Raw genomic sequence first — 25,280 nt, 5'->3', positions numbered from 1 at the left:
AATTCAGGATTTTTCCCCATTGCTTCGTCTTGATTCTGGCCAGTAGAGCCTACCCACCCGTTCAGGGGCTATGGTAGAATTAGAGGGCGATTTCTGAAGGCATAGGATGATTTCACTACAGCTCAAAAATCACTGGGATCAATTGGTGTCAGTCCTGGAGGGGATAGAGTGGACGACGCAACCAAATCAGGTGGCAAAATTATCCCAAGATTATTCTCATTTTAGCCCAATTTTACAGCCTTTACTAAGGGAAAAACGCGCTGATCTTATCGTATTTCCTCACAATGAGTCGGATGTTTTACGGGTAGTTAAGGCATGTGTTCAGTATAAAATTCCGGTTACAGTTCGAGGTGCAGGAACGGGAAATTATGGCCAATGTGTGCCTTTAGAAGGGGGAGTAGTTTTAGATTTAACAAATACGAAAAATATCCTGGAAATAGAACCGGGATGGGTGAGAGCTGAACCGGGAGTAAGGTTAGCTCAAATTAATCAGTTAGCTTCAGAAATGGGTTGGGAATTGCGCTTACTTCCTTCTACCTATCGCACGGCAACTCTGGGGGGGTTTATTGCCGGAGGGAGTGGCGGAATTGGATCTATTTTATACGGATGGTTGGGCGATCGCGGCAATGTCTTAGCCGCGAAAGTCATCACCATCGAAGCAGAACCGCAAGTGCTAGATTTACGAGGGGATGAAGTCCAAAAAGTCAATCATGCCTATGGAACCAATGGCATTATCATTGAGTTAGAGATCCCCTTAGCACCTCAATATCCCTGGGCTGAAGGTATCATTCTTTTCTCAGATTTCATGGACGCAGCAAGGTTTAGCCAAAAGTTAGGAGAATCTGATGGTTTAGTGGCTAAACTCATCAGTCTTCATGCTTGGCCCATTCCCTCCTATTTTACCCCTCTTCAACCCTATTTATTCGATCAACATCATGCAGTTTTGATCATTTTCGATCAAAATGCTATGGAACCCCTAGAAGATTTAGCAAATGAATTTCAAGGGAAAATTACTTTTCTTTCCTGTACTTCAAATAAAGTTCTCAACTTAGGAGAGTTTACCTGGAATCATACCACCCTCCATGCTCGTAGTGCTGACCCCAATTTAACCTATTTACAAAGTCGCTTTCCCTACGATCCGAAATTAGAGTTAGTACAACGGTTTTATGAGCATTATAGAGAAGAAGTGATGATGCATTTAGAAATTGTCCGCTTTCAAGGGCAAGTTTGTCCCTGTGGGTTACAGGTAGTGCGGTTTACTACTGAAGAACGGCTACAAGAAATTATGGCAGATCACCAAAATCATGGCGTTTTAATCTTTAACCCCCATACCTATATTTTAGAGGATGGGGGCAGTGGAATGATTAATCCTTTGCAAGTGAATTTTAAGAAACAAGTCGATCCCTATGGTTTGTTAAATCCGGGAAAAATGCGCGGTTGGTTGGAGCAAATGGATCGTGAATAACAATACCTTAGTAAGTCCTCATAGGGTAGGGTGACAGAGTTGAAAATATCACTCATCTTCCTGCCCATTCTACAAGCTGCTAAAATAAAAAAATTAATCTATCAGTCTGACCGGGAATCTGCTGATGTTTCAGTCATTTTCAAAAATCTATCTTAGACCGTTATGGTTTGCCCTGGCACTGTTAACTTTGACAACCAGTTTATTCTTAAAAGGGTGCAATATTAACAGCGATCGCCTCACAACAATGCAGGTAGGCACAAATACTTGGCCAGGATATGATGTCGCTCTCTATGCTCAAGACGCGGGACTCTTTGCAAAACGGGGTTTAGAGATTGAATTTTCTCGGTTTGATGTGGCTCAAGATACCATTCGCAGTTTGCTCAGTGGTAATTTAGATGCTGCCTTTGTCTCCCTCTGGGAATTAATGCAGGTAGAACCGGGAGACGATCCCCTGGTTTATCTCATGGTTACCAATATATCTTATGGTTCCGATGGATTAGTGGTGACTGAAGATATTCAATCTGTCAACGATTTAAAAGGTCAAACCATTGGGGCAAAACTAGGAACAGTGAGCCATTTAATTTTACTCGAAGCCTTAAAAAACAATGGTCTAAAGCCAGAAGATGTCAATATTCGAGACATTTCCAATCCAGTAGCCATTGAATCTATTAAGCAAGGGAACATTAAGGGAGCAGTTTTGTGGGAGCCAGATTTAAGTGAAACGGCACAAGCAATTAATGGTAGCATTCCCTTTACCACCGCAGATCTAGATAGTTTAGTCATTGATGGCTTTGTCTCTCGTGCAAGTTATGTGCAAAGTCATCCAGAAGAACTCACTCAATTTATCTTAGCTTGGTTCGATTTAATGCAGGAAGTTGAAACCCAGCCCCAAGTGGTATTTAACAGTGTTGGAGAATTATTGCAACAAAGCGGAGACTCTTTTGCTAGTGATTATTCCGGGTTGAAAAAAGGGGATATTGAGATGAATCGTCGCATGTTTGCCGCCAATGGACGGTTAGAAGAAGCCGTAGCAGAAATTGCCCAATTATTACGAGAAGATCCCCGTCATAACCGCACGATTGTGGAAAATGTGAAGATTGACCCAACACAGGTGATGTCGGCGATCGCCATTTGGGAAAAGGAACAAAAATAAAATAGCAGAGTGATAATGAAATTGTTGATTCAGGCAAACTCTAAATGGACAGTAGCTCAAAGACTTCTTAGTACATTTATTATTGCTTTTTTAACCGTAGGTTCAATCGCCTTGGTTGGAGAATATTGGTGGTTAAGGAAAAATCTGGCAGAACAGGTTGAAAGTCGGACTGAAGCTTTAGCCAAGAGCTTAATTTTTGCCGTTGAAGCCATTGTGGAAGGGAGTTATACGGTTAGTTTAAATCGAACGGTGCAAAATTATGCAACCTTACCTGCTGTTTTAGAAGTTGTGATTGTTAGCTCGAATCGCGATATTATCGCCCAGAGTAATAGCATTTTTCCCAGGAGTTTATACTATCGTTTACAACCGGAGATCGCATCATTACAAACCTCGATGAACAGGCAACAAAGTCTGAATACAGAGGTAGTTCTAAACCGAAAATCAATTCTGATTTTCATGACTCCATTTTATAGCCCTATTTTCACTTCTTCAAATGGTGCAGTGATACTATTTATCGATCGAGCAGAAATGGAAGAGCTTTCCAGACAGACTTTTGTCTTTTCTGTCCTGATTCTAATGACAGCTATGCTGGTCATTATACTGTTTTTACTATGGTCAATTCAAACCACAGTATTAAAACCTCTAAAAACAATTAATAAGGGGATAGAAGAGAGTAAAAATAATCAGAATTTTGCGATCCCTAAATCTTTGAACTGTCAAGAGTTTTTTGCTCTGGCTGAGACCTTTTCCCAAGCTTATAATCAACTCCATCAGGAAATTATGGAACGCCGACAAGCTGAAGATGAACTCAGAAAAAAGTCGGATGAACTCGAACAGCTTATTCTGGAGTTAAAGCAAACTCAAGCTCAACTGATCCAAACAGAGAAAATGTCTAGTTTAGGTCAGTTGGTTGCTGGAATTGCCCATGAAATCAATAATCCAGTTAATTTTATTGCGGGTAATCTGGTTCCGATTGAAGGCTATTTTCAGGATTTTTTACACTTATTGAATGCCTACGAAAAATACTATCCTGAGCCGGTTTCAGAACTTGAAGAATTAAGGGAAGAGTTGGAAATTGATTTTGTGCTGGAAGATATTAAAAATATCTTAAAATCGATGAAACATGGAACGGATCGCATCCGTGATATTGTTGTATCGATGCGGAATTTTTCCCGCTTGGATGAAGCAGATATGAAAGAGGCAGATATTCATCAAGGGATTGAAAGTACGCTGCTGATTTTACAACATCGGTTTAAAGAATTCCCCCATTCTGTCCCAATTGAACTGATTAAGGACTATGGTGAACTGCCTCTAATTTATTGCTATCCGAGCCAGCTAAATCAAGTGTTTATGAATTTGTTAGCGAATGCTATTGATGCTTTGAAGGAGGAAGCAGAAAAAGATAAACCGTTTCTGCCGACGATTACGATTCGCACAGAGGCTCGCTATTGTGCTAATGATTTAAAATCAGTAGTGATTTATATTGCTGATAATGGTGTGGGAATCTCAGAAGCCCATCAACAGCGATTGTTTGACCCATTTTTTACGACTAAGCCAGTGGGAGAAGGAACGGGTTTGGGTCTTTCAATTAGCTATAAAATTGTGGTTGACCACCATAAGGGTCGCTTAGTGTGTCATTCTGAACTGAACAAGGGGACAGAATTTGAGATTGAGATTCCAGTCTGTCAATAATGTTGATGATTGATAGTCTTCACGGATAAGGAGCGCAGTCGATTAAAGGCTGCTGCTAACTCAAAGGGGCGAAATTCGACTAAGTTTCCTTCCCGAAACCGGGTGAGTGCATCTAGCCCTCCTTGGTCAATATCGGCGAAAATGGCTTCTAGGGTTTCGGCTAGGGTGTGTCGGCCATCAAGATATTTTTCTTTAGCATAAACCATGGCTTCGGCGATCGCCTTTAACTGCCCGACTTCGACTAACTGCTCCACATCCGCTAAGTCAATAGAGTCTGCACCAAAGACAACTTGATTCACATCCCTGACCTTGAGCTTCACCGGTTTATGCCCCTGACTGGGGTCTACACTCGCTCCTAAAGGGATTCTGGGAGAAATTTGCCCAAAATGATCTCCGCCTTCGATTTGCCGCTCTGTGGGGTATTTTTCGGCGATCGCCTGGGCTACTTCCGTCAGGTCTTCGGGTACAAAATGATTCATAGCAATGACAGTATCTGCCACATCAAAATAATCCCCACTGCCGCCAATCACCAACAGGGTAGACACAGCATAATCGGTATAGAGTTGGCGCACCTTATCGATGAGGGGGGTAATGGGTTCGGAGGTTTTGGCAATCAAGGCTTGCATTCGCCGATCGCGGATCATAAAATTAGTAGCAGCCGTATCTTCATCGACTAAAAACAATTTCGCCCCTACCTCCAGCGCTTCCATCATATTCGCCGCTTGGGAGGTACTACCACTCGCATTAGCGGTGGAAAAGCTCTTTGTATCTAAGTTTTGCGGTAAATCCTGAATAAAGGGAGAAATATCTACCCCGGTAACCGCCCGGCCATCTTCTGCCCTAATCTTAACTGAGCGGCGATCGCTGACCACAAATTCGCGCCCATCTCCGGGAATATGATTATAAATCCCCAATTCGATTGCCTTTAATAGAGTCGATTTCCCATGGTATCCTCCCCCCACAATTAACGTCACGCCCTGGGGGATTCCCATCCCCGTAATCTTACCCCGGTTAGGAGTCTCCAGAGTTACTCGCAGGGACTCCGGAGACTTAAACGCAATCGCCCCATCTGCCAATGGCCGTTGATCGACTCCACTGCGACGGGGTAAAACCGCTCCATCGGCCACAAAGGCGACTAAGTAATTTTGGCTCAACTGCGATCGCAACGCTTCCGCATCTTCCACGGTTTCAATATGCCCTTGCAATTCCTCGGCTGACAAGTTCTCATACTTCAGGGATTGTTCCACAATTTCTGGTAAATCTTCACACAACAATTCCCCCGCTTGATAGCCCAAAATTCGCCGACCCTGGGCTGGTAAACCCACAGTAAACCGGGCTTCAATCCCCTGTTGCGTCAAAATCATCGAAGTACGAGATAATACTTCTTGACCGACCCGAATCATCTGCATCAGTCCACTATTTCCCGTCCCCCGGCGATCGCTAATTTCGTGACAAACTTGACCAAATCGACGAGTCAAATAATCACACAAAGCAATCGCCCGACTGCGATTTTCATAAGTTTGTAGGGGAAAACCCGCCACCTCATAGGAAATCAACACCCGGACTTGGCTCGGTGCAGCAAAGGGATCGCCCTGCACTCGGTCAATACAAAGCAGAAACTCTGGGAACTGATAACGACCGCGAATATCTTTATACGCTTTGTAGCTGCGATCGTTTAATTGATGGAGCAATTGACGTAAATGCAGTTGATCGGCCATGGAAATGTGAAAGCAAAAACCAGCTCTGATTGTATCACATTTTGCGCTAGTAATCGGTAATCGAATCGGGTATAGATTAACGATTCTGAGCGATCGCCAGCATTGGCTCAAGGTCAGAAACCGGGTTTCTTGTTGCTATTTCGAGATGATCTCAGACTGTCGCACAAACCCGATTTCTGGCTACTTTCCTAAACCCTACACTTCAACCGGTTCCGCTTCTGACTCAGATACTTCTTGAGTTTCTTGCTTAATCGTTAGATAGCGAATCACCTCTTCCGATAGGCGCATCGCCCGTTCTAACTGGGCAATCACCCGACCCTCTACAGTATAGTTCATCTGGATATAGATTCCTTCCCGTTGTCTGGCAATCTCATAAGCCAAACGCCGTTTACCTCGGTGTTGAGTCTCCACAATCGTACCCCCTTCATCACGAATGAGGCTTTGATACTTTTCAATCATCTGGCTCACCTGTTCATCCGTTAGATCGGGACGCAGGATATACATGGTTTCGTAAACAAAATTTCGGATCGTCATTAAAATCTCCTTATGGACAGGGCTGACTCAGCACTAGGCAATTATGCCGACTTGCTCAATCAGCAAGGACTTACTATTGTAGGATGTCAAGTTAAAATATTTGAGTCTTTGTCGCTCAGGTGATGCCTAGCTGCCAAAGCCTACAACAGTGAGATAGATGGGTTCTTAAAAATTGCAGACAAAATTTAAGACCAATTTCTGATTATACACAAAAAGTAGCAGGTAAGGTAATGGCCCAACGCTATGTCCGAGTCCAAACCATGGAAGGAAAAATCTATTATGGATTGCTCAAGCTCAACCGCGAGGTACAAGTGCTTGATGCTCCCCCTTGGTTACAGGGACAACCCACTGAGTTAATCCTAGAGGTCGATGCCTATCATTTTTTGGCCCCCTGCGCTCCCTCAAAGATTGTGGCGGTGGGAAAAAATTATGCTAATCATGCGGCAGAAATGGGAACACCTGTACCGGAGGAACCCCTGCTGTTTATGAAGCCCTCAACAGCGATTATTCCTATCGATGCTCCGATTTTGTATCCCCCCCAATCAGAACAGGTCGATTATGAGGGAGAATTAGCGGTGGTGATTGGGAATCGTTGTGTAGACTGTAGTCCAGAAGAGGCAGCCAGCAAAATCTGGGGCTATACGATCGCCAATGATGTCACCGCCAGGGATCTGCAACGTCGGGATGGCCAATGGACAAGGGCAAAAGGCTTTGATACCTTCTGTCCATTAGGGCCTTGGATTGTGCGCGAAATTAATCCAGGGGCAAGATTACAAACCTTTCTCAATGAGGAAGAGCAGCCTCGCCAATCGGCTCCCATTAGTGATATGGTCTTTTCTCCAGAGGTGTTAGTTTCCTATATTTCCCAAATTATGACCTTAATGCCTGGAGATGTGATTTTAACCGGGACTCCAGAAGGCATTGGCCCCATGCAAGTGGGCGATCGCGTTCGCGTTGAGTTAGAGGGTATTGGTTCCCTAGATAATCCGGTGATCGCCCGCTTAGGAGCCACTTCCTAACGGACTTGGGTATAGGCCGCTTCGGAAATGGTCGGGATTTCAGCATAGCGTCCCATCACCGATTGGGCGATCGCATAACCGACGGCAACTAATACCCCTAAAAAGATCGTATTGTTTAAAGTTTCTATCACTAATCCTCCCCCAAAGACGGGTTGGAGGATATAACTCATCACCAGAGAACACAGAAACAAAACGATATCCATCAGGATCGCTTGCATGGTATTGAAGCGAATAAAGTGATTGATATTCGGATTGCGAACCACTGCCATAAATAGGACAAAGAAGATAATCAGACTGGCAAAAGGAATACTACTGTAAATTTGCATCAAGGGCGATAGAGGAATCAACAGCAGCTTCAAAATTGGGAACTGCGTCATTAATGAGATTCCGAAGGGTACTCCATAGATCAGGGGCAATAGATAGGGTAAACAGGCAAAAATGCGATCGGGTACAGTGGTGGTTCCACGCCAGGTCATGGTTGAGTTCTCCTTGTGCATGAGGCAACATCATCCCATCCACCATAGCGCAAGTTTTCCCTCAACGTGAGAGCCAGATTAACCCGGTAAAAGCCTAACTAATTTGGGCGATGCGGAATCCCATTTGACACTCGTACTGATTCGCTATGTGGCGATCGCCAGTTGCTAGAGGATGACCGCAGGTCAAATGTCCCTGTCTCCAACGGGGTTGACCACTGCGATCGGCCCAGCAACAGCTTTGACAAACCGTTTTTGGTGAAATAATCCCATCGTCCATCATCATGACTAACATGACTCAATCTCCCAAAAAATTGATTTGGCGAATGCCTTTACCCTATATTGTAAGTGACTCTTAAAGTAAACAGTGCCTAACGATACAGAGCTTAATCTAAAAACCGTCCTTACTCTTACCCATAGATCATCCAGATGAACCTTTAAGGTTCAACTAGATGATTTCAGGATCGCTAAAGCAAACCCAACTTTTCTAACACCGGTTCTGTAGAGACCACATGACGCTCTAGACCCAACTTTTGGGGAGAAAGCCCCAGAGCCAAACCCACCAACTGGGGTAAATGGAGAATCGGTAGACCCAGAGGCCGATCCACAACCCGCGCCACTTCCGGTTGCCTGGAGTCTAGATTCAGATGACATAGGGGACAGGGAGTGACCAAACAATCCGCTCCAGAGGCGATCGCCTCTTGCAAATGGCCGCCTGCCATCTTAAAGGACTCCGTTGTTCCATAGCTAGAAATTGGCCAACCACAGCATTGAGTCCTACCCCGATAGTAAACCGGAGTCGCCCCCATCACCTCAAACAGGTTTTCCATAGACTGGGGATTATGGGGATTTTCCCAAGGCGTTTCCTGTCCGCGCAGCAGATAACAACCATAAAACGCCGCACACTTTAAGCCTTTGAGGGAACGACTCACCCGTTCCTGAATCGCCTCTAGACCATAATCAGCCACCAATACCCAGAGTAAATGCTTCACTTGAGTTGAACCTTGATAAGGGCTACATCCCTGCTGTTTCAGCAACCCATTCACCTGTGCCAAATACTCTGGATTCTCCTCTTGAGAGTGCTTTAACCGTTCATCCACATGGCCAATCACACCTTGACAAGTGCTGCAATGAGTCAAAAGCGGTAAATTAAGTTCTTCTGCTAAAGCAATATTCCGGGCATTTACCGTATCTTCCAACAGTTGTGAATCTTCCTTAAACGTGCCTGAACCACAACAGGAGGCTTTTTTAAGCTCCAATAACTCAATGCCTAGGGCTTGGGCGATCGCTCCGGTAGATTGGTATAACTCTCGACAAGCACCTTGGGCAACACAGCCAGGAAAATAAGCATACTTCAGGGAGGATTTTAGAGAGGATGTAACCATGGGCTGTTCTCTATTCAAACAACAAAAGACCTCTAACACTCTATCGCTCTAGCAACCGACTGGGGCAATCTTCAGGGAAAGTTAAGGTCTAACCCCATCGAGCCGTCCTCACCCCTATTCCCAAAGGCTTTACCCAGTCACCCAGAACAGCCTCCTCAAAAACAGGTGGGAAAATTACCTGCAAAGTAACCCTTTCCGATAAGATCAAAAAATGCTTAGAATAATAAGTTGCACAGTAACCCAGTTTAAGCCAATCAAGTAAGGAAGAAATTAAGCCATGTCAGATGTAACGTTCGAGAAAGTCAAAAAAATCGTTGCCGATCAACTTGGAGTAGATGCAGAGAAGATCGAACCCAAATCCACCTTTGGGGAAGACCTAGGGGCTGACTCCCTAGATACCGTAGAGCTGGTTATGGCTCTAGAAGAAGAGTTTGATATTGAAATTCCTGATGATGCTGCTGAAAAAATTACTACAGTCCAAGCAGCCGTAGACTATATCGAAAAACAAGGAACCCCTGCCTAAAATCTCAACCTTACCGATCGCTAACGAAAGTCTTTCGTCCTTTGTCCTTTGTCCAGATGGCAAGTGACGAATGGCAAATGACGAATGACGCAAGTTTTAAGAAAAACCCATGACAAATTTGGAAGCAAAACGGGTGGTTGTGACCGGACTCGGAGCAATTACCCCCATAGGAAACACTTTAAAAGACTATTGGGAAGCCCTGTTACAGGGCAAAAGTGGGATTGGCCCAATCAGTCATTTTGATGCCTCTAACCATGCCTGTCAGATCGCTGGAGAGGTGAAGGAGTTTGATCCTCACAAGTATCTGGATCGCAAAGATGCCAAACGGATGGATCGATTTGCTCAATTTGCCGTCTGTGCCAGCCAACAAACCCTGAAAGATGCTGGCTTTGAGATTAATGATTTGAATGCCCATCAAGTGGGAGTCATGATCGGCACAGGGATTGGGGGACTGAAGGTCTTAGAAGATCAACATGAAGTCTACTTGACCAAAGGGGCAAAAAAGTGTAGTCCCTTCATGATTCCGATGATGATTGCCAATATGGCCGCTGGGCTGACCAGTATTCATACAGGAGCAAAAGGGCCGAATTCTTGCACGGTAACCGCCTGTGCAGCAGGTTCCAATGCCATTGGAGATGCCTTTCGCCTGATCCAAGGCGGGTATGCCCAAGCTATGCTCTGTGGAGGCTCAGAAGCAGCAGTCACTCCCTTATCACTAGCTGGATTTTCCAGTGCGAGAGCCTTATCCACTCGCAACGATGAGCCAAGTCGCGCCTCTCGTCCGTTCGATCGAGACCGAGATGGGTTTGTCATGGGGGAAGGTTCCGGAATTCTCTTACTCGAAGAACTCGAACATGCCCTCCAGCGTCAAGCCAGAATTTATGCTGAAATCGTCGGTTATGGGATGACCTGTGATGCCTATCATATGACAGCTCCAGTTCCGGGAGGAGAAGGGGCAGCTAGGGCAATCTCTTTAGCCTTAAAAGATGCTGGAATTACCCCCGATCGAGTCAGTTATATCAATGCCCATGGAACCAGCACCCCAGCTAATGACCAAACGGAAACCCAAGCGGTGAAAACGGCATTAGGGGACAGTGCTTATCAGGTGGCCATGAGTTCAACTAAATCCATGACAGGACACTTATTGGGTGGCTCCGGGGGCATAGAAGCGGTAGCGACGGTAAAAGCCATCGCCGAAGATGAAGTCCCGCCAACTATTAACTTGGAAAACCCCGACCTAGAGAATGGCTGTGACCTCGACTATGTAGCCAACCAATCCCGGAAAATACCCGTAGAAGTGGCCCTATCCAATTCCTTTGGCTTTGGGGGTCATAATGCCACCTTGGTCTTCCGTAAATATCGTTCCTAAACCTTGCATATAACCTAAATCGATTGCCCATCGATCCCCCTAATGGGAACATGGGTGTAGAACCGGGCTAATTCCCAGCCCTTGAACTTGGAGGGCTTCTCCAAGTCCAGCCTCTGTACAACAGTATAATCAGCAAAAAACTATGGCCGTTGCAACCCAATCCATTGAACAACTCTGTATTAACTCGATCCGCTTTCTCGCTATTGATGCTGTGGAGAAAGCCCAATCGGGTCACCCTGGCTTACCGATGGGAGCTGCTCCCATGGCGTTTGTGCTGTGGGATCAATTCATGCGGTTTAATCCCAAAAATCCCAACTGGATCAACCGCGATCGCTTTGTCCTCTCGGCTGGCCATGGCTGTATGCTTCAGTATGCCCTACTATACTTGACCGGCTACGACCAAGTGACCCTAGAGAGCTTACAACAATTCCGTCAATGGGGGTCGATTACTCCCGGACACCCGGAAAACTTTGAAACTGAAGGCGTAGAAGTGACTACTGGCCCCCTGGGACAAGGGATTGCGAATGGGGTAGGCTTGGCCATGGCGGAAGCCCACTTAGCGGCAAAATTCAACAAACCCGATGCTACACTGATTGACCATTACACTTACGTGATCCTAGGGGATGGCTGTAACATGGAAGGGGTCTCCGGTGAAGCCTGTTCCTTGGCTGGACACTTAGGGCTGGGTAAACTGATTGCTCTCTATGATGATAACCACATCTCCATTGATGGCCATACGGATATCTCCTTTACAGAAGATGTGGGCAAACGATATGAAGCCTATGGTTGGCATGTGCAGCATGTGACCGAGGGCAATACGGATCTAGAGGCGATCGCCGCCGCGATTCAAGCAGCCAAAGAGGTCACCGATAAACCCTCCCTGATCAAAGTCACAACCACCATCGGTTACGGTTCCCCCAACAAAGCCGACAGCCATGATGTCCATGGGGCAGCCCTAGGAGCCGATGAAGTCCAAGCCACCCGCGACCATCTGGGTTGGTCTTATCCTCCCTTCGAGATCCCCCCTGAGCCTCTCGCTCGCTTCCGTCAGGCCATTGATAAAGGAGCCAGTGCTGAAGCCGAATGGAATCAAATCTGGGCTACCTACAAAACCAAATATCCCCAAGAAGCAGCCGAATTTGAGCGCATGACCTCCGGAACCCTACCGGAAGGCTGGGCTGATGCTCTGCCCAGTTACACCCCAGACGATGGAGCCATGGCAACCCGTAAACACAGCTATATCGTCCTCAATGCCCTAGCTCCCGTCCTGCCCGAATTAATTGGCGGTTCGGCTGACCTTGCGCCCTCCAACTTAACCCTGATGAAAGTCTCTGGAGACTTCCAAAAAGGGCAATACCACAACCGTAACCTGCGGTTTGGGGTACGGGAACATGGCATGGGAGCCATCTGTAATGCGATCGCCTTACATAAAACGGGACTCATTCCTTATGGCGCAACCTTCCTGGTGTTTACCGACTACATGCGGGCTGCCATTCGGATCTCGGCCCTTTCCCAAGCTGGAGTGATTTGGGTGATGACCCATGACTCCATTGCCCTCGGAGAAGATGGGCCCACCCACCAACCGGTAGAAACCATTGCCTCTCTGCGAGCCATTCCTAACCTGTTGGTGATGCGTCCAGCAGATGGGAATGAAGTCTCTGGAGCCTACAAAGTAGCGATCGAAAACCGCGATCGCCCCACCCTATTAGCCCTCACTCGCCAGAATCTCCCCAATCTCAAAGGTAGCGGTATTGACAAAGTGAGCAAGGGTGGATACGTGCTGTCCGACTGCGAAGGCACTCCTGACCTGATCCTGATCGGTACAGGAAGCGAAGTTTCTTTATGCGTAAAAGCAGCAGAAACCCTGAGTGCGGAAGGTAAAAAAGTGCGCGTGGTTTCTCTGCCTTGCTGGAAACTCTTTGATGAGCAAGATGCAGCCTACCGCGAATCCGTATTACCCAAAGCCGTGACCAAACGGTTAGCCGTTGAAGCAGGAACTCGCTTCGGTTGGGATCGCTATCTCGGTTCAGAAGGCGATATGGTCAGCATTGACCGCTTTGGCGTTTCCTGTCCCGGTGGTACGGCCATGAAAGAATTTGGCTTTACTGTTGAGAATGTGGTCGCTCGTGCTAAAGCTCTATAATAGAGCGAACAATAAGTTCAACCCAGTCTAACCTTAAGATCGGGAAGAAGGAAGGATCAGCTTTCTTCTTCCTGATTGTCCGATCTCTCACTCCTCCTGTTGAGCAGAAATCAGGATAAAAATAATGCAAAAAGAAACCTGGGGACTGCTCCTCAAAGTCCTATCGGCTTCCCTCCTAATCTCTTTGGCAATTAAGTATGGATTAAGTTGGCTGCCCCTGGCAGCGACATCCATAAATGCCATGGTTTTAATTCTGTTGCCCACCCTGGCCATGTTGGCCATTTTTGCCTGGCGAAGCTTTCCTTAAAATCCCCCGATTCCCCGCCAGTCCGGTGTCATTGTTCCCATTGACTTTTCAACCAAGGCTAATCCTGCCCTTGACCAGCATTAACCTTGGTTGAGCGCCCAAACCAGATTCAGGCCACTGTCCTGTTTTCGTTCTCAGACATTAGGGGCAAAATTTTGTGCTAATGAAGAATAAGCCGGTATTCTAGAGTTAGAGCGAATTATCCATGCAGATTATAATTCGTACTTAAATCTCTGTGCGATCGCTCAACCGGCAGTCAAGGCTTGGGTCTAGCTCCGGAATCAGCTAAAATCTGCCCCAGGAGGGAATCTATCTCAGACCGTCTCGCTCAACGGCCCTCGCCCATCCTCTTCCTCTGATAGGAGTCAACCAGCAGCGCCCATGTTTATTCTCAAACGGCAGGATGTTGAACTTTCCAAAGTTCAGCACCCCAGCGCAGAACAACCCATCCCCATCCTTACCTATCAGGGACAAACCTATCGCCTGCTCAAAGTATTTGAATCCCATCAAGCAGAAGAAGCGAAAGCCCTGTGGCGGGATTTGATTGATAATAAAGGGAAAGTCTCTGTATTGCTCCAAGAACCCGAACGTCACAGTGTTTGGGGTAAAATTCGCCTGGATCAATTGAGTGGGGAAGGTTCAAGCACCGATCAGGCTCTACCTTTCCTGTTCACCCAAGGGTGTTTTTTGATGGCCCAAGCCGTGGCGATCGATATTGAAGACCTTTTGGGTCCCAAACAAGCTAAGTCCTTTGAAAAAAGCCTGAGTTCAGTCTTTCGACAATGGAATTTACCCCATGCGGACTCAGAGGAAACTATTGTACAAATGATGACTATTGACCCCTTAGAAGAGGGTTTCCCGACCAGTGCTTGGAAAGAAGTCGATCTGAGTAACTTTTTGCGAGAAGTACATCGCTTAGGGAAAGAATACTTTGGTAACACCCGTTTTACGGTAGGAGCGATGGAAGTTTTAGGGGATTTATCCAATAACGATCGCCAGTCCTTTATAAAATGGCTGCAAAAATCGGGATTAGCCAAAGTCTGGCAAACCTAAAAAACTAACGCTCCCTAGGGATTAATGACCTCAATGTAACCTAAGATGATGTCAATAACCCCTCAAACCTGGTAACCTTGTGGTTTACCTCCAGCGGCTAAAACACCTGTCATTGTTCAGGGAATTTCTATGAGTAGTTCTGCCCAAAAATCATCAAAATCCATTCTAAACACCCAATCCATTATCTTAGCTGGAATTACTTGGGGAATCCTCTCTCTGCTGTTCTTTCTCCTCTTTAGCGCTAACCCCCCTGATTGGTATGCTCCCCTAACCTACATTTTGGGATTTGTCAGCAACCTAGCGGCAGCCTTCCTGTGTTTTAGAAACTGGCAAAGCCCTCAAATTGTCAGCGGTCGGAGTGTTTGGCTCGGTATCGGTCTAGGCATGTTCTTTTATTTCCTGGGCGATATCCTCTTTGGCCTGTGGGAGTTGGTGTTGAATCAAGACCCGGCAGTATCCCCAGGGGACTTCTTCTATCTGATTGCCTATTTTTGTCTGTCAGTGGGCATGTTTTTGGCAGTAACCACCCGGAGACTGAATCTAGAACCCAAACAGTGGATGATTGTGGCGGGTATTTTCCTGGCTTCAACCTTGTTAGCAGTTTGGTTATCTCAACCCACGACAGTGGAGCCAGAATTATCAGCCTCTGAACCACAGACTCAAGCGGTAGCAGCAGCTCCGGCGACAAAAACAGCAGAAGCGCCAGCATTAAACACCCCCAAATGGGTCGTGCAAGTCGAAGAGAGCCTACAACCGCTAGATTCCTTTGTGGCTTTGCTCTACACGATTTTGGATGTGTTGCTTTTGATTGCAGCCAGTACCGTATTACTGGCCTTTTGGGGTGGGAGAACTTCCCAGTCTTGGCGGATGATTGCAGCAGCAGCCCTATCTCTGTATATTGCTGATATGTGGTTTAAGTATGCATCGCGCTCCCCAAACTACGAAAGTGGTGGACTTTTGGAAATTTTCTGGATCTTTAGTCCGATTCTATTTGGCATTGGTGCAGCTTTAGAATATGACCTCTCTACCCGTTCCTCTCGCCGCAGTCGTCGGCGAGGATCGAGTTAGGGTTCGATCGATCGAGACCTTTCCTTTGGGGTCTCAGATTCGCTATGGTGGACAAAGGATCGTTTGTCCTCTGGCAAATGAATTACTCAAGGTTTCCCTTATTCTTGTCTGCGGTAAAGTAGTCTTATGTCTCCAAGAAAACTAACGGAATCAGAAAAAGTCGATATCATCAAAACCTATCGTGAGACAGCAGAGACGACTTCAACCTTGGCCACTCGCTACAGTGTTAGTAATTCTACGATTAGTCGTTTACTCAAGGCCCGTTTGCCCTCTGTAGAATATGAGAATTTGGTGCAGCAAAAACGGGCCGCTGCGGGTAAGGGGAAAATGCCGATGGCCTCGAATGAGCAGGAATCCGATCTCCCTAAAGAGTTTACCCTCCAAGTGCAACGGATTGAGCCTCCTAGTTCGGTTTTGCAGGCAAAAGCTGAAGGGGATGAACCAGAGGGTTTATCGGTGGATCGCCAACCGAAAAAAGTGCGCTTGCGTTCGACTTTAGGCAGCCCAAGCGCTAAGGGGGTAATCCATCCTTCGATACCAGGGTTGAGTCTTCTTACTTCCGATCCCGATGGGGATCAGGGGGATGAGGATGAGGATGAGTATTATGCCCAAGCGAGTACCTTACGAGAATTGCTGGGAGAAGATCTCGATGAGGAAGATCTCGATGAGGATGAGGATGAGGATGAGGATGAAGATGAGGATTATGAGAGCGATCGATTAGCTATACCTGGACGGGTTCGAGCTAAGGTGGAGGTTCTTCCCCTCTCAGAAGCGGCCTTACCCAGAATTTGTTATTTGGTGATCGATCGCGCAGCAGAGTTGATTACTCGTCCCTTGAAAGAGTTTGCACAGTTGGGACAAATTCCCTCTTCAGAGGTGGGTGAGCGGACTTTACCGGTGTTTGATAACCATCGGGTGGCCCGTCGGTTTTCTCGCCGTAGCCAGAGGGTGATTAAGGTTCCGGATAGCCGGATGTTGCCGAAAACGAGTCCCTATTTATACGCGAAGGGAATTACACGATTGTTGTTTGATGGCCAGGTCTACTCTTTGGATGATAATTAATCCCACTTAATCCCACTGTGAGTCGTCTAGATCTTCGGTTTGGGAGAAGGGGGGGCGATCGCCTCTTCCCCAAGGAAGAATCAGAAAACCAGCGAGGAGTCCGAGGGAAGCACTAAAGGCCAAGAGGATGCCTACGGGGATCTTAACGGACTCAAAGAGCAGGAATTTGAGGGAAATCGGGGTGGCATTCTGGACGGAGAGAATGGCGATCGCGCTAATCCAAAGGCTCAGAAGTAGGGTTAGACTCAGATGACGGGCTATCATAAACTAGGAAAAATTGAGGAAAAGAAGCATCTGAAGGGATTATATCCTGTCGATCGAGGGGAAATATCGCAAAACGTATCGTTTTCTATTGTTTTGTCAACACAGTAGCCTGAATCTCTAAGGACAGGCTATTATCAGGATCTAGTTTTATTTAGTTAATGGGTTACACGAATTACTTATGGGTGAAGCCAAACGCCGTAAAGCGGCTCTCGGAGAACAGTATGGCCAGGAAAAGACCATTTTGCCTTGGCTGCCAATTACTCAATCACAAGCTGATCGGTTTGTGCAGTGGACAACCATGGGGGCTTGGATTGGCATTGGGTTAATGATCGCAGTATGGGTAATCGTTCGGTTTGTTGGCCCCGGTTTTGGCTGGTGGCAAGTGAACTAATTCTCAGAGTAACCCCCTGAGTGTATCTCAGGATACAGTTGACTCCAGAAGAAGCTCTTAGGGTTGAGCGGATTCCGTGCTGAAAAATCCGATAGGATTCTTAAGAAATTATAAAACCGTCTAGAATAGTGTGGTGAGTGGAGGAAAATAAAGGTGTTTATCCGATTAGCACACCAGCATAGACAATTTGTTCGAGATTTGGTCATGAGCCTTCAGGCGTTGGCCATTGTCCTGGAGCGCCAAGGATATTTAGCTTCCTGCTATACCTGTGGCGACCAGATGAATAGCGCATCCTTTATGGTGAGCTTAGGAGATAGCCATCTGATTCGGTTTTTGGTTTCTGATTATGGGATTACCTGGACAGAAATGCGCGATGACCGAGAGTTGATGAAGCTAGAAGGTGCAGAGGCGATTTCTCAACTGCAAGAATTAGCCAATTTAGCTAAACAAAACAAACTCCCGGAAGAACCGCGATTAGGTGGTTCGCTGCCCCAAAAGCCGACACCTTCTGGAGTGAAGATTCTGCCCAGAGTGTAATTAGAAAGGGATGGGTTGAATAACTGAGAGTGCTGGTGGATGTCCCGCCAGGTTGCTTTTGGTGTAGTTAAGTAAGCATAATGGACATCAAACCCGATGGAACCACCGGGAGGCTTTATCCTTGGTTAGAGTTGAGTAACTCTAGAAGCTGGGTTTCTGTTAATTGGGTGATGTTGAGTTTCTGTGCTTTGGTTAACTTGGAGCCGGGGTTATCACCGACGACGACATAATCGGTTTTAGAGCTAACGGAATGGGTGACTTTTCCGCCTGCCCCTTCAATACGAGTTTGGGCTTGCGATCGCGTTAAACTGGGCAGTGTACCGGTAAGCACGAAGGTTTTGCCCATCAGAACATCTGGGGATGCAGAAGGGACAGGAGACGCGGATAGGGATAAGCCTAATGCTTGCAGTCGTTGGATGAGGGTTTGATTTTCCGGCAGTTGAAACCATTCAAAAATCGCGGCGCTCATTTCTGAACCAATGCCATGTACGCTTTCTAAATCGCTCTTTGTGGCTTGGGTGAGTTGTTCGACGGAGGGAAAAGCTTGGCATAAGAGTTTGGCATTGACGACTCCTACATGGCGAATGCCGATCGCATACAGGATACAATGCCAAGGGCGAGTTTTCGAGGCGGCGATCGCCTGCACCAGTTTTTGGGCAGACTTCTCACCCATACGATCTAACTTCATTAAATCATCAATGGTCAATTCATACAAGTCTGGGAGCGATCGCACTAACTGCTGCTCTACCATCTGCCCTGCCAGTTTTTCCCCCAAGCCATCGATATCTAGGGCATCCCGACCGCAGGCATGGATGAGAGTGCCGCGCAGAACGCCGGGACAAGCACTATTAATACATCGAGGAACCGCTTCTGTTGCCCGTTTCACAACCGGGGAATTACACTCAGGGCAAACAGTAGGCATCTCGTAGCGGCTGGCTCCGGGGGGGCGCAATTCCGGTAAAACTCGCACCACTTCCGGTATAATTTCCCCCGCCTTGCGAACGATCGCCGTATCGCCAATGCAGAGGTCTAATTCGGCGATCCGATCTCCATTGTGCAAAGTAGCACGTTTGACCGTTGTTCCTGCCAGTTGGATCGGTTCGAGTTCAGCTACGGGGGTTAGCGCTCCCGTCCTGCCCACTTGTACCGTTACCGATTTAACCACCGTGGGCAACTCTTCAGCCGGATATTTGAGGGCGATCGCCCATCGGGGGAATTTTTGCGTAAAGCCACAGTAAGTTTGCAACATCAAATCATTCAGTTTCACCACCACCCCATCCGTAAGATAGGGGAGTTGGTGGCGCTCCGTTTCCCAGCGCGTATAATATTGCTCTACCTGGGCTAAAGACGGGCAGAGGGTGCGGTTGGGATTCACCTTAAATCCCCAGCCAGAGAGCCATTCCAAGGCTTCCCACTGGCTTTGGGGCAAATTTGAAGTTTCCGGCAAATGCAGGGTATAGGCGAAGAAATCTAAGCGCCTAGAAGCCACAATTCGGGGGTCGAGTTGGCGTAGAGTTCCGGCTGCTGCATTGCGGGGGTTGGCAAAGGGAGGTTCGCCCGCTTCCGTGCGTTCCTGGTTCAGACGGGCAAACACTTCTAGACTCAGAAACGCCTCTCCCCGCACTTCGACGCGCTCTGGTATCGCTTCCCCAGTTAAGCGCAGGGGAATAGAGCGAATGGTTTTCACATTGGGGGTAATCTCCTCTCCAATCGTGCCATTGCCACGGGTTGCCCCGCGCACGAGTACGCCTTTTTGGTAAGTTAGGGCTAAAGCGGAGCCATCAATTTTCAGTTCGCAGATGTATTCGGGCGAGTTTTCGGAGGGAATAGAACCCGCATGACGCATCCATCGGTCTTGCCATTGGCGCAACTCGGCGAAGTTAAAGGCATTTTCCAGACTGTAGAGGGGAACATGATGCTCGACGGAGGTAAACTGCTGTGCCGGTTGGTCGCCCACGCGCTGGGTGGGACTATCGGGTACAATCAGATGGGGATATTGAGTTTCCAGGTCTTGGAGTTGGCGATAGAGGCGGTCATAAACGCTATCCTCCATAATCGGATTATCGAGAACATAATAGGCATAACTGGCTGTTTGCAACTGTTCCCGCAGCCGAGTTACTTGTTGCACAATTTCCACAGAAGCCACAACACCTTACTCCATTGAGCGATCGGGTAATCAACATTTTACAGTGCTTGCGCCGCAGAGGGGTAACGGGCGATCCTGTCCGTTTAAACCCTAGGGTTTACTGTTCTGGTGAGGGTGGGGTTTTAAGCCGATCAAGAGCATCGCCAAGGGCTTCTGCGGCCTCTTCTTGACCTTTCTTAGTATGGCGTTGAATGTCATCGCGAGTGAGGTAGCCTTGAGCCTGTTTGTGCTTATTTTTAAGAGTTTGTAGGCAATCTTGCATGGCGATCGCCTGCTCAAAGTTGAGTATCATTAATGCGGGAGTCTCAGCGTTGATGGCTTTGACGCGAAGACGGTGCTGTTTGACGACTTCAGAAATGGCAGCCGTTCCTGGAAGTTGCTGGCGCTCTATTCCGGGAACTGGTGCGCTATTGTCTAAACCTTGAGTATTAGAGGTGGTGAGAAATGTTCCGCCTTCAAATTCAGATTCTAACTCTACAGTTTTACCGCCTTTAGGAAATAAACCGATCGCCTGAAGTACCTTGACCAATCCCGGTAAAGGTATGGCGTAAATTCCAGCTACCGTGCGGCGATCGCGACTGAGCATCATCCGAATCATAATACGCGGTTGGTTTGGGTCAGCTTCCGAGATCGTCTTATCTTCAATATCTGCCAGTTTCTCAAACCCCAAACCTTCTAATTCTTTTTGGGCTTGCTCGTAAAACTTCAAATCGAGATGGGACAAATCTTGGGCATTAACCCGCACAAATTTATGGGTCTGGGAGTAGAGTTGCTCGTGATACTCCAGCAATTCTTGAGCTTTTTCAGTTACGGTAGCAGTCGCTCCATTCCCTGGCGCGATTTCCTCCACCTTCTTGCCTATAAATCGAGCAATTTTATTAGCTTCTTCCTGCATGGATTGGCGATCGGAAGAATAATCAAGAAATACAGGTTTTCCTGTTTTAGACATCAGGGTAATTGAATACAAGATTGAACCATCATCTTCTTCTGACTGCAAGCCAACCCGAAGGTCTGCAAAACCAGAAGACATGACCGTTTTTGGCGAAACCCACCAAGTATACTCAATCAAACGGAACATGCGTGTGGTGCGATCGAATTCAAATTTTCTTGGGTGCTTTATGTCAGACAGATCAGTTATGAAAATTACAGAACTTAAGCAAAATCCTAAAACAAGTATACTCAAAAGAGCCAAGCGAGTATCCTGCGAAGGAGCCAAGCGAGTATCCTGTTTAATCGTGAAACGTTCTGCTTCAGAGGTGTTAAAATTCTGGACTTGCTCCTGAATCCAGCCTGAATTTCCCACGCTACAACCCATTCGTATAGGTACAAGAGGCTTAAAGACTTGTTCGCGCCAGTTAGCCTTACCCATTAAATAGAATTCATGATAGGTAATCGTAGAACATGGACTATCTTCATCATTTGTGGGTTCTTCTCGTTGCATGTATTCGGCATGAGAGATAGAAGTAAATGAATGTTCAGGTAGAGATTTCAACCCCATCCATGCAGTTTTTTTCTGGACACAATTGATGCCATCTGCATCGTGGCGTTGACAATTCAGGCTTTCTACACCAAGGCGAGAGTAAAATCCGACTGCTATGGCTAAAGGAACGATAAGAGCAACTTTAAAAGAAAGCAATGCAATGCTGAAGGGAGATTGAGAATACCAGACCAGTTGATTGGAGGTTTCAGTGATTTTTAGCATACTCATGAAGTGGAATCTGAAAACAACTTCAGACTTATATTACTACATGGTGGTTAAGAAAAAGTTATAAGGGAACAGGCCGAAAACCCCTTGGTCTGACGCTGGGTAGGGAGATCGGGTACAATCAGGGGAGATCTCCAGAAACCCTGATGTCTTGATGCCTATCTGAAAGAAAACTTTGCGTTTTGTAACCAAAATATCGGGCGATCGTTAAGCTTCATTGCGAAAGGTTCACCCTAAAAATAAAGCCATGGTAGTCTCTATCATGTTGGTAAACCCCAAAAGCGTAACGGAAGGAGAACACCTTGAATTCACAACGGAACTTAACCCAAGACTCGTTACATCGTGAAGACTTTAGTGAGTACGTGGCCCACCTCCAACTTCATATGGCCCTACAAGCTCGCAATCTCCTCCCCAACTACAAACACGCTGCCGATAGTCGGGAACAGCTTCTTCAGCAGACTCAAGCTGATTTAGAAAAGCTGGCTTCTCGCCAAGCGGTCTAAAAGATTCCGTGATTTCCATCGTTTCCAACTCCATCTTCACTCCCAGGGCATGATTGCCCTGTTTTTTTTGTCTTCCCCAGGACTCGGTATCCATGACTATACTGAATAAAGTCGATCCTAGGGAGGTCTATGAAGGTTTTTCTCACGCTGAGTGGCAGTGAACGAAAAAGCCTGCTGTTGATGTTTGCAGCCGGTTTACTGTTTTGGTCAAGCATTGGCTCTTTGTTACCCACCTTACCGCTCTATCTGCGATCGCTAGGCATCTCCGATCAACAACTAGGCTTTGTCATGGGAGCGTTTGCCATCGGACTTTTATTCGTTCGGCCCTGGGTTGGGACGATCGCCGATCTCCATAGTCGCAAAAGAGTAATCCTCATCGGTACAGTCGTTTGCGGCCTTGCTCCCCTCGGTTATCTCTTCATTACCTCCTTTCCCTTCTTGATCATCCTGCGGAGCTTCCATGGCATTAGTCTGGCCGCCTTTACCACCGGATATATTGCCCTAGTGGCCGATATCACTCCCCCTCAAAATCGGGGTGAAGTCATTGGTTACATGAGCTTAATTAATCCGGTTGGTGTAGCCTTTGGCCCTGCTTTAGGCGGATTTGTACAGCACGCCCTTGGAGATGAGTATCTGTTTATTTTAACCAGTAGCTTCGGATTCCTCGCCTTTTTGATTATGACTCAAGTCCAAGAAGAGCGCCGAAGCCAAGATCCAAAAATGACCACTTCCTCAGTGGCGATCGAACCGGGATTATGGCGTTTGCTCCTGAGTCCCCGAATTCGGGTTTTAAGCCTGGTACTGCTCCATGCAGGTTTAGCTTTTGGAGGAATGAGTTCTTTTATTGCCCTCTTAATTTTGTCCACAGGAGTGAGCTTTAACGCCGGATGGTTTTTTACTGCTGCCGCGATCGCCAGTTTTGGTATTCGTTTAGTATCCGGGCCATTAAGCGATCGCATCGGTCGAGGGATCTTTATTACCTTCAGTATCTCTCTCTACGCAATCGCCATGTTCATCCTTACCTTTGCCCATACCCCTTGGATGTTTTTACTCTCTGGATTCTTAGAAGGAGCCGGTTTTGGCCTCTTAATCCCCACCACTTCCGCCATTATCGCCGATCGCACCTATCCCCACGAACGAGGACGCTTATTTGGTTTGTGTCTCGGAGGCTTCGATCTCGGTATCGCCCTCGCCGGGCCCATAGCGGGTATGATTGCCCAAGACTTTTCCTATCAAACTGTATTTATCTGTATCACCGTTATCCTCATCCTCGGTTTACTGGTATTCTTAACCCAATCGAGCAAAGACTTACACCATTCCCTACGCTATGCCTTGGGACGAGGACGAGATATTTATGCACTCTAGGCGATCGCGTCCCTTACCTTTAGCTTGGTATAAAGCGCGATCGGCTTGAGCAATCAGCATCTCTGGGGATTGACTCTCCCCAGGAATCAGGGCACTAATCCCCAAACTGAGAGTTACCCAAGAACTCACCTGAGAATAAGCATGATCGAGCCTGAGTTTATGGATTGCTTGGCGCAGGGTTTCCCCCACTTGTGCCGCCTGTTCTAAACTCGTATGGGGAAGAATCACCCCAAACTCTTCTCCCCCATAGCGAGCAGCCAAACTTTCGGCTGTCGGTAAATGACGAGAAAGAGTCCTAGCCACCTGAATTAAACAGCGATCGCCCGCTTGGTGGCCATAATTATCGTTATAGAGCTTAAAATAATCCACATCCGCCAAAATTAGCGCCAAAGGCTGTTGTCCCTCTTTCAAACCCTGCCATTGTTCAGCCAAATACTGATCGAAATAGCGGCGATTAGCAATTTGAGTCAAACCATCCAAATTCGCTTGATTCGTTAATTCTAAATTTGCTTTTTCTAGGGCTAGTTCAATCTGTTTACGCTTAGTAATTTCTCGCAACGTCACTGTTAACCCATCTCCAAGCTTCACCAACAAAATCTCAAACCAGCCTTCAATACCATCATGGGCATAATAGATTTCCTTTTGTATCGCTTGTGAGGTTTCAACCACCAAGATAAACTCATCCAATAACCCATCAAGTTGTAAACCCGGCAGCGCTTTCAGTAAGGATTTACCCTCTAATTTAGCCTTACCCAAGAGTTGATACGCCATAGGGTTGAGCAATAGGCAGCGAAAATCGATAATTTTTGCTTGTTCATCTCGAATCGCTTCTAGGGCGACAATGGCATCTAGGGAGCTATTTAAAATCCCCGATAATAGGGAGCGAGATTGAGCTAAAGAAGCTTCGATCGCCTTGCGCTTTTCAATTTCTGCATATAAATGCTCATTTTGCCTTTGTAGTTGCTGTTGCAGAGATCTCAGCCGGAGCTGATTTTCAATTCTCACTAAGACTTCTACACCTTCAAACGGCTTAGTAATATAATCCACTCCTCCCACCCCAAAAGCTGTTACCTTATCCAGGATTTCATCGCAGGCACTCAGGAAAATAATCGGGATCTCCTGGGTTTTCGGGTTGAGTTTCAGACGCTCACACACTTGATAGCCATTCATTTCTGGCATCATAATATCGAGTAAAATCAGACTTGGAGGAGAAGAAAGAGCTGAACGTAAGGCAAACTCACCATTACGAGCAACTCGCACTTTATAGCCTTCTTTAGATAACAGTTGGGTGAGTACACTTAAATTGGTTGAAGTGTCATCAACCACCAAGATATCAATTGGATTCGGATGATTCTGATGGCGATCCATAGCCAGTGAATAGTCGATAGTGGACATTAGATGATCG

At 46.8% G+C, this 25,280-nt stretch carries 24 protein-coding genes; 15 read left to right on the top strand and 9 right to left on the bottom strand.

Features of this window, described 5'->3' with window-relative positions:
- Nucleotides 1-106: 106 nt before the first annotated feature.
- The 3 genes from AC3FZD_RS01605 (at nt 107) to AC3FZD_RS01595 (ending at nt 4,310) form a co-directional block, all read left to right on the top strand.
- Nucleotides 107-1,465 (top strand): FAD-binding oxidoreductase, encoded by a 1,359-nt coding sequence (locus AC3FZD_RS01605; RefSeq protein ID WP_488738453.1) that lies wholly within the window; start codon nt 107-109, stop codon nt 1,463-1,465.
- A 124-nt stretch (nt 1,466-1,589) separates the two neighbouring features.
- Nucleotides 1,590-2,618 carry an ABC transporter substrate-binding protein gene (locus AC3FZD_RS01600; protein WP_488738452.1) on the top strand — a complete coding sequence of 343 codons (1,029 nt, stop codon included), beginning with the start codon at nt 1,590-1,592 and terminating at the stop codon, nt 2,616-2,618.
- 15 nt (nt 2,619-2,633) lie between these two features.
- Nucleotides 2,634-4,310 carry a sensor histidine kinase gene (locus tag AC3FZD_RS01595; protein ID WP_488738451.1) on the top strand — a complete coding sequence of 559 codons (1,677 nt, stop codon included), beginning with the start codon at nt 2,634-2,636 and terminating at the stop codon, nt 4,308-4,310.
- On the opposite strand, the gene AC3FZD_RS01590 is transcribed toward AC3FZD_RS01595, so the two are convergent.
- The gene (locus AC3FZD_RS01590; protein WP_488738450.1) at nt 4,304-6,028 is read right to left on the bottom strand and encodes an ABC-ATPase domain-containing protein; all 1,725 of its coding nucleotides are present in this window, start codon (nt 6,026-6,028) and stop codon (nt 4,304-4,306) included. The genes AC3FZD_RS01595 and AC3FZD_RS01590 overlap by 7 nt on opposite strands.
- 195 nt (nt 6,029-6,223) lie before the next feature.
- Nucleotides 6,224-6,562 (bottom strand): 30S ribosomal protein S6, encoded by a 339-nt coding sequence (rpsF, locus tag AC3FZD_RS01585; protein ID WP_488738449.1) that lies wholly within the window; start codon nt 6,560-6,562, stop codon nt 6,224-6,226.
- A 230-nt stretch (nt 6,563-6,792) separates the two neighbouring features.
- Here rpsF and AC3FZD_RS01580 point away from each other — a divergent pair, with 230 nt between their 5' ends.
- Nucleotides 6,793-7,581, top strand: coding sequence for a fumarylacetoacetate hydrolase family protein (locus AC3FZD_RS01580; protein ID WP_488738448.1), 789 nt, complete (start codon nt 6,793-6,795; stop codon nt 7,579-7,581).
- Here AC3FZD_RS01580 and AC3FZD_RS01575 read toward each other — a convergent pair.
- From AC3FZD_RS01575 to AC3FZD_RS01565, 3 genes are all read right to left on the bottom strand, one after another.
- Nucleotides 7,578-8,057: a Tic20 family protein gene (locus AC3FZD_RS01575; RefSeq protein WP_488738447.1), complete on the bottom strand. Its 480-nt coding sequence runs from the start codon at nt 8,055-8,057 to the stop codon at nt 7,578-7,580. The two genes, AC3FZD_RS01580 and AC3FZD_RS01575, sit on opposite strands and share 4 nt — an antisense overlap.
- Nucleotides 8,058-8,151: 94 nt before the next feature.
- Nucleotides 8,152-8,349, bottom strand: a complete 198-nt coding sequence (locus AC3FZD_RS01570; protein WP_488738446.1) for a hypothetical protein — start codon at nt 8,347-8,349, stop codon at nt 8,152-8,154.
- 172 nt (nt 8,350-8,521) lie between these two features.
- A complete protein-coding gene (locus tag AC3FZD_RS01565) occupies nt 8,522-9,439 on the bottom strand; it encodes a CoB--CoM heterodisulfide reductase iron-sulfur subunit B family protein (RefSeq protein ID WP_488738445.1) in 918 nt (305 codons plus the stop codon).
- A 277-nt stretch (nt 9,440-9,716) separates the two neighbouring features.
- Between AC3FZD_RS01565 and acpP the strand changes: the two genes are divergently transcribed.
- From acpP to AC3FZD_RS01530, 7 genes are all read left to right on the top strand, one after another.
- Entirely contained in the window at nt 9,717-9,962 is a 246-nt protein-coding gene (gene acpP, locus AC3FZD_RS01560; protein WP_488738444.1) for an acyl carrier protein, read from the top strand.
- A gap of 109 nt (nt 9,963-10,071) precedes the next feature.
- Complete coding sequence (gene fabF, locus AC3FZD_RS01555; RefSeq protein ID WP_488738443.1) at nt 10,072-11,331, top strand: beta-ketoacyl-ACP synthase II; 1,260 nt, start codon at nt 10,072-10,074, stop codon at nt 11,329-11,331.
- Nucleotides 11,332-11,473: 142 nt separating this feature from the next.
- Entirely contained in the window at nt 11,474-13,474 is a 2,001-nt protein-coding gene (tkt, locus tag AC3FZD_RS01550) for a transketolase (protein ID WP_488738442.1), read from the top strand.
- Nucleotides 13,475-13,598: 124 nt separating this feature from the next.
- Complete coding sequence (locus AC3FZD_RS01545; RefSeq protein ID WP_488738441.1) at nt 13,599-13,781, top strand: hypothetical protein; 183 nt, start codon at nt 13,599-13,601, stop codon at nt 13,779-13,781.
- A gap of 381 nt (nt 13,782-14,162) precedes the next feature.
- Entirely contained in the window at nt 14,163-14,834 is a 672-nt protein-coding gene (locus AC3FZD_RS01540) for an Npun_F0813 family protein (protein WP_488738440.1), read from the top strand.
- 129 nt (nt 14,835-14,963) lie between these two features.
- Entirely contained in the window at nt 14,964-15,902 is a 939-nt protein-coding gene (locus AC3FZD_RS01535) for an SPOR domain-containing protein (protein WP_488738439.1), read from the top strand.
- Between the two features lie 126 nt (nt 15,903-16,028).
- On the top strand, nt 16,029-16,964 hold the full coding sequence (locus AC3FZD_RS01530; protein ID WP_488738438.1) for a transposase: 936 nt from the start codon (nt 16,029-16,031) through the stop codon (nt 16,962-16,964).
- A gap of 6 nt (nt 16,965-16,970) precedes the next feature.
- Here the strand turns inward: AC3FZD_RS01530 and AC3FZD_RS01525 are convergent, their stop codons facing one another.
- Complete coding sequence (locus tag AC3FZD_RS01525; RefSeq protein ID WP_488738437.1) at nt 16,971-17,228, bottom strand: LapA family protein; 258 nt, start codon at nt 17,226-17,228, stop codon at nt 16,971-16,973.
- Nucleotides 17,229-17,406: 178 nt separating this feature from the next.
- On the opposite strand from AC3FZD_RS01525, the gene AC3FZD_RS01520 reads away from it, so the two are divergent.
- Both AC3FZD_RS01520 and AC3FZD_RS01515 read left to right on the top strand, forming a co-directional pair.
- The gene (locus AC3FZD_RS01520) at nt 17,407-17,619 is read left to right on the top strand and encodes a DUF2839 domain-containing protein (protein ID WP_488738436.1); all 213 of its coding nucleotides are present in this window, start codon (nt 17,407-17,409) and stop codon (nt 17,617-17,619) included.
- A 153-nt stretch (nt 17,620-17,772) separates the two neighbouring features.
- Nucleotides 17,773-18,156 carry a DUF1815 family protein gene (locus AC3FZD_RS01515; RefSeq protein WP_488738435.1) on the top strand — a complete coding sequence of 128 codons (384 nt, stop codon included), beginning with the start codon at nt 17,773-17,775 and terminating at the stop codon, nt 18,154-18,156.
- A 115-nt stretch (nt 18,157-18,271) separates the two neighbouring features.
- Here the strand turns inward: AC3FZD_RS01515 and ligA are convergent, their stop codons facing one another.
- Both ligA and AC3FZD_RS01505 read right to left on the bottom strand, forming a co-directional pair.
- On the bottom strand, nt 18,272-20,302 hold the full coding sequence (gene ligA, locus AC3FZD_RS01510; protein WP_488738434.1) for an NAD-dependent DNA ligase LigA: 2,031 nt from the start codon (nt 20,300-20,302) through the stop codon (nt 18,272-18,274).
- Nucleotides 20,303-20,399: 97 nt separating this feature from the next.
- Entirely contained in the window at nt 20,400-22,004 is a 1,605-nt protein-coding gene (locus AC3FZD_RS01505; protein ID WP_488738433.1) for a hypothetical protein, read from the bottom strand.
- Nucleotides 22,005-22,309: 305 nt separating this feature from the next.
- Here AC3FZD_RS01505 and AC3FZD_RS01500 point away from each other — a divergent pair, with 305 nt between their 5' ends.
- Entirely contained in the window at nt 22,310-22,510 is a 201-nt protein-coding gene (locus tag AC3FZD_RS01500) for a hypothetical protein (protein ID WP_488738432.1), read from the top strand.
- A 129-nt stretch (nt 22,511-22,639) separates the two neighbouring features.
- Nucleotides 22,640-23,875 carry an MFS transporter gene (locus tag AC3FZD_RS01495; RefSeq protein ID WP_488738431.1) on the top strand — a complete coding sequence of 412 codons (1,236 nt, stop codon included), beginning with the start codon at nt 22,640-22,642 and terminating at the stop codon, nt 23,873-23,875.
- Here the strand turns inward: AC3FZD_RS01495 and AC3FZD_RS01490 are convergent.
- Entirely contained in the window at nt 23,831-25,270 is a 1,440-nt protein-coding gene (locus tag AC3FZD_RS01490; protein WP_488738430.1) for a diguanylate cyclase domain-containing protein, read from the bottom strand. The two genes, AC3FZD_RS01495 and AC3FZD_RS01490, sit on opposite strands and share 45 nt — an antisense overlap.
- Nucleotides 25,271-25,280 lie beyond the last annotated feature (10 nt).

Source organism: Roseofilum sp. KMC-1 (assembly GCF_057802075.1).
The sequence above is the reverse complement of the archived record's forward strand: the minus strand, read 5'-3'. Positions and strand labels throughout refer to the sequence as shown.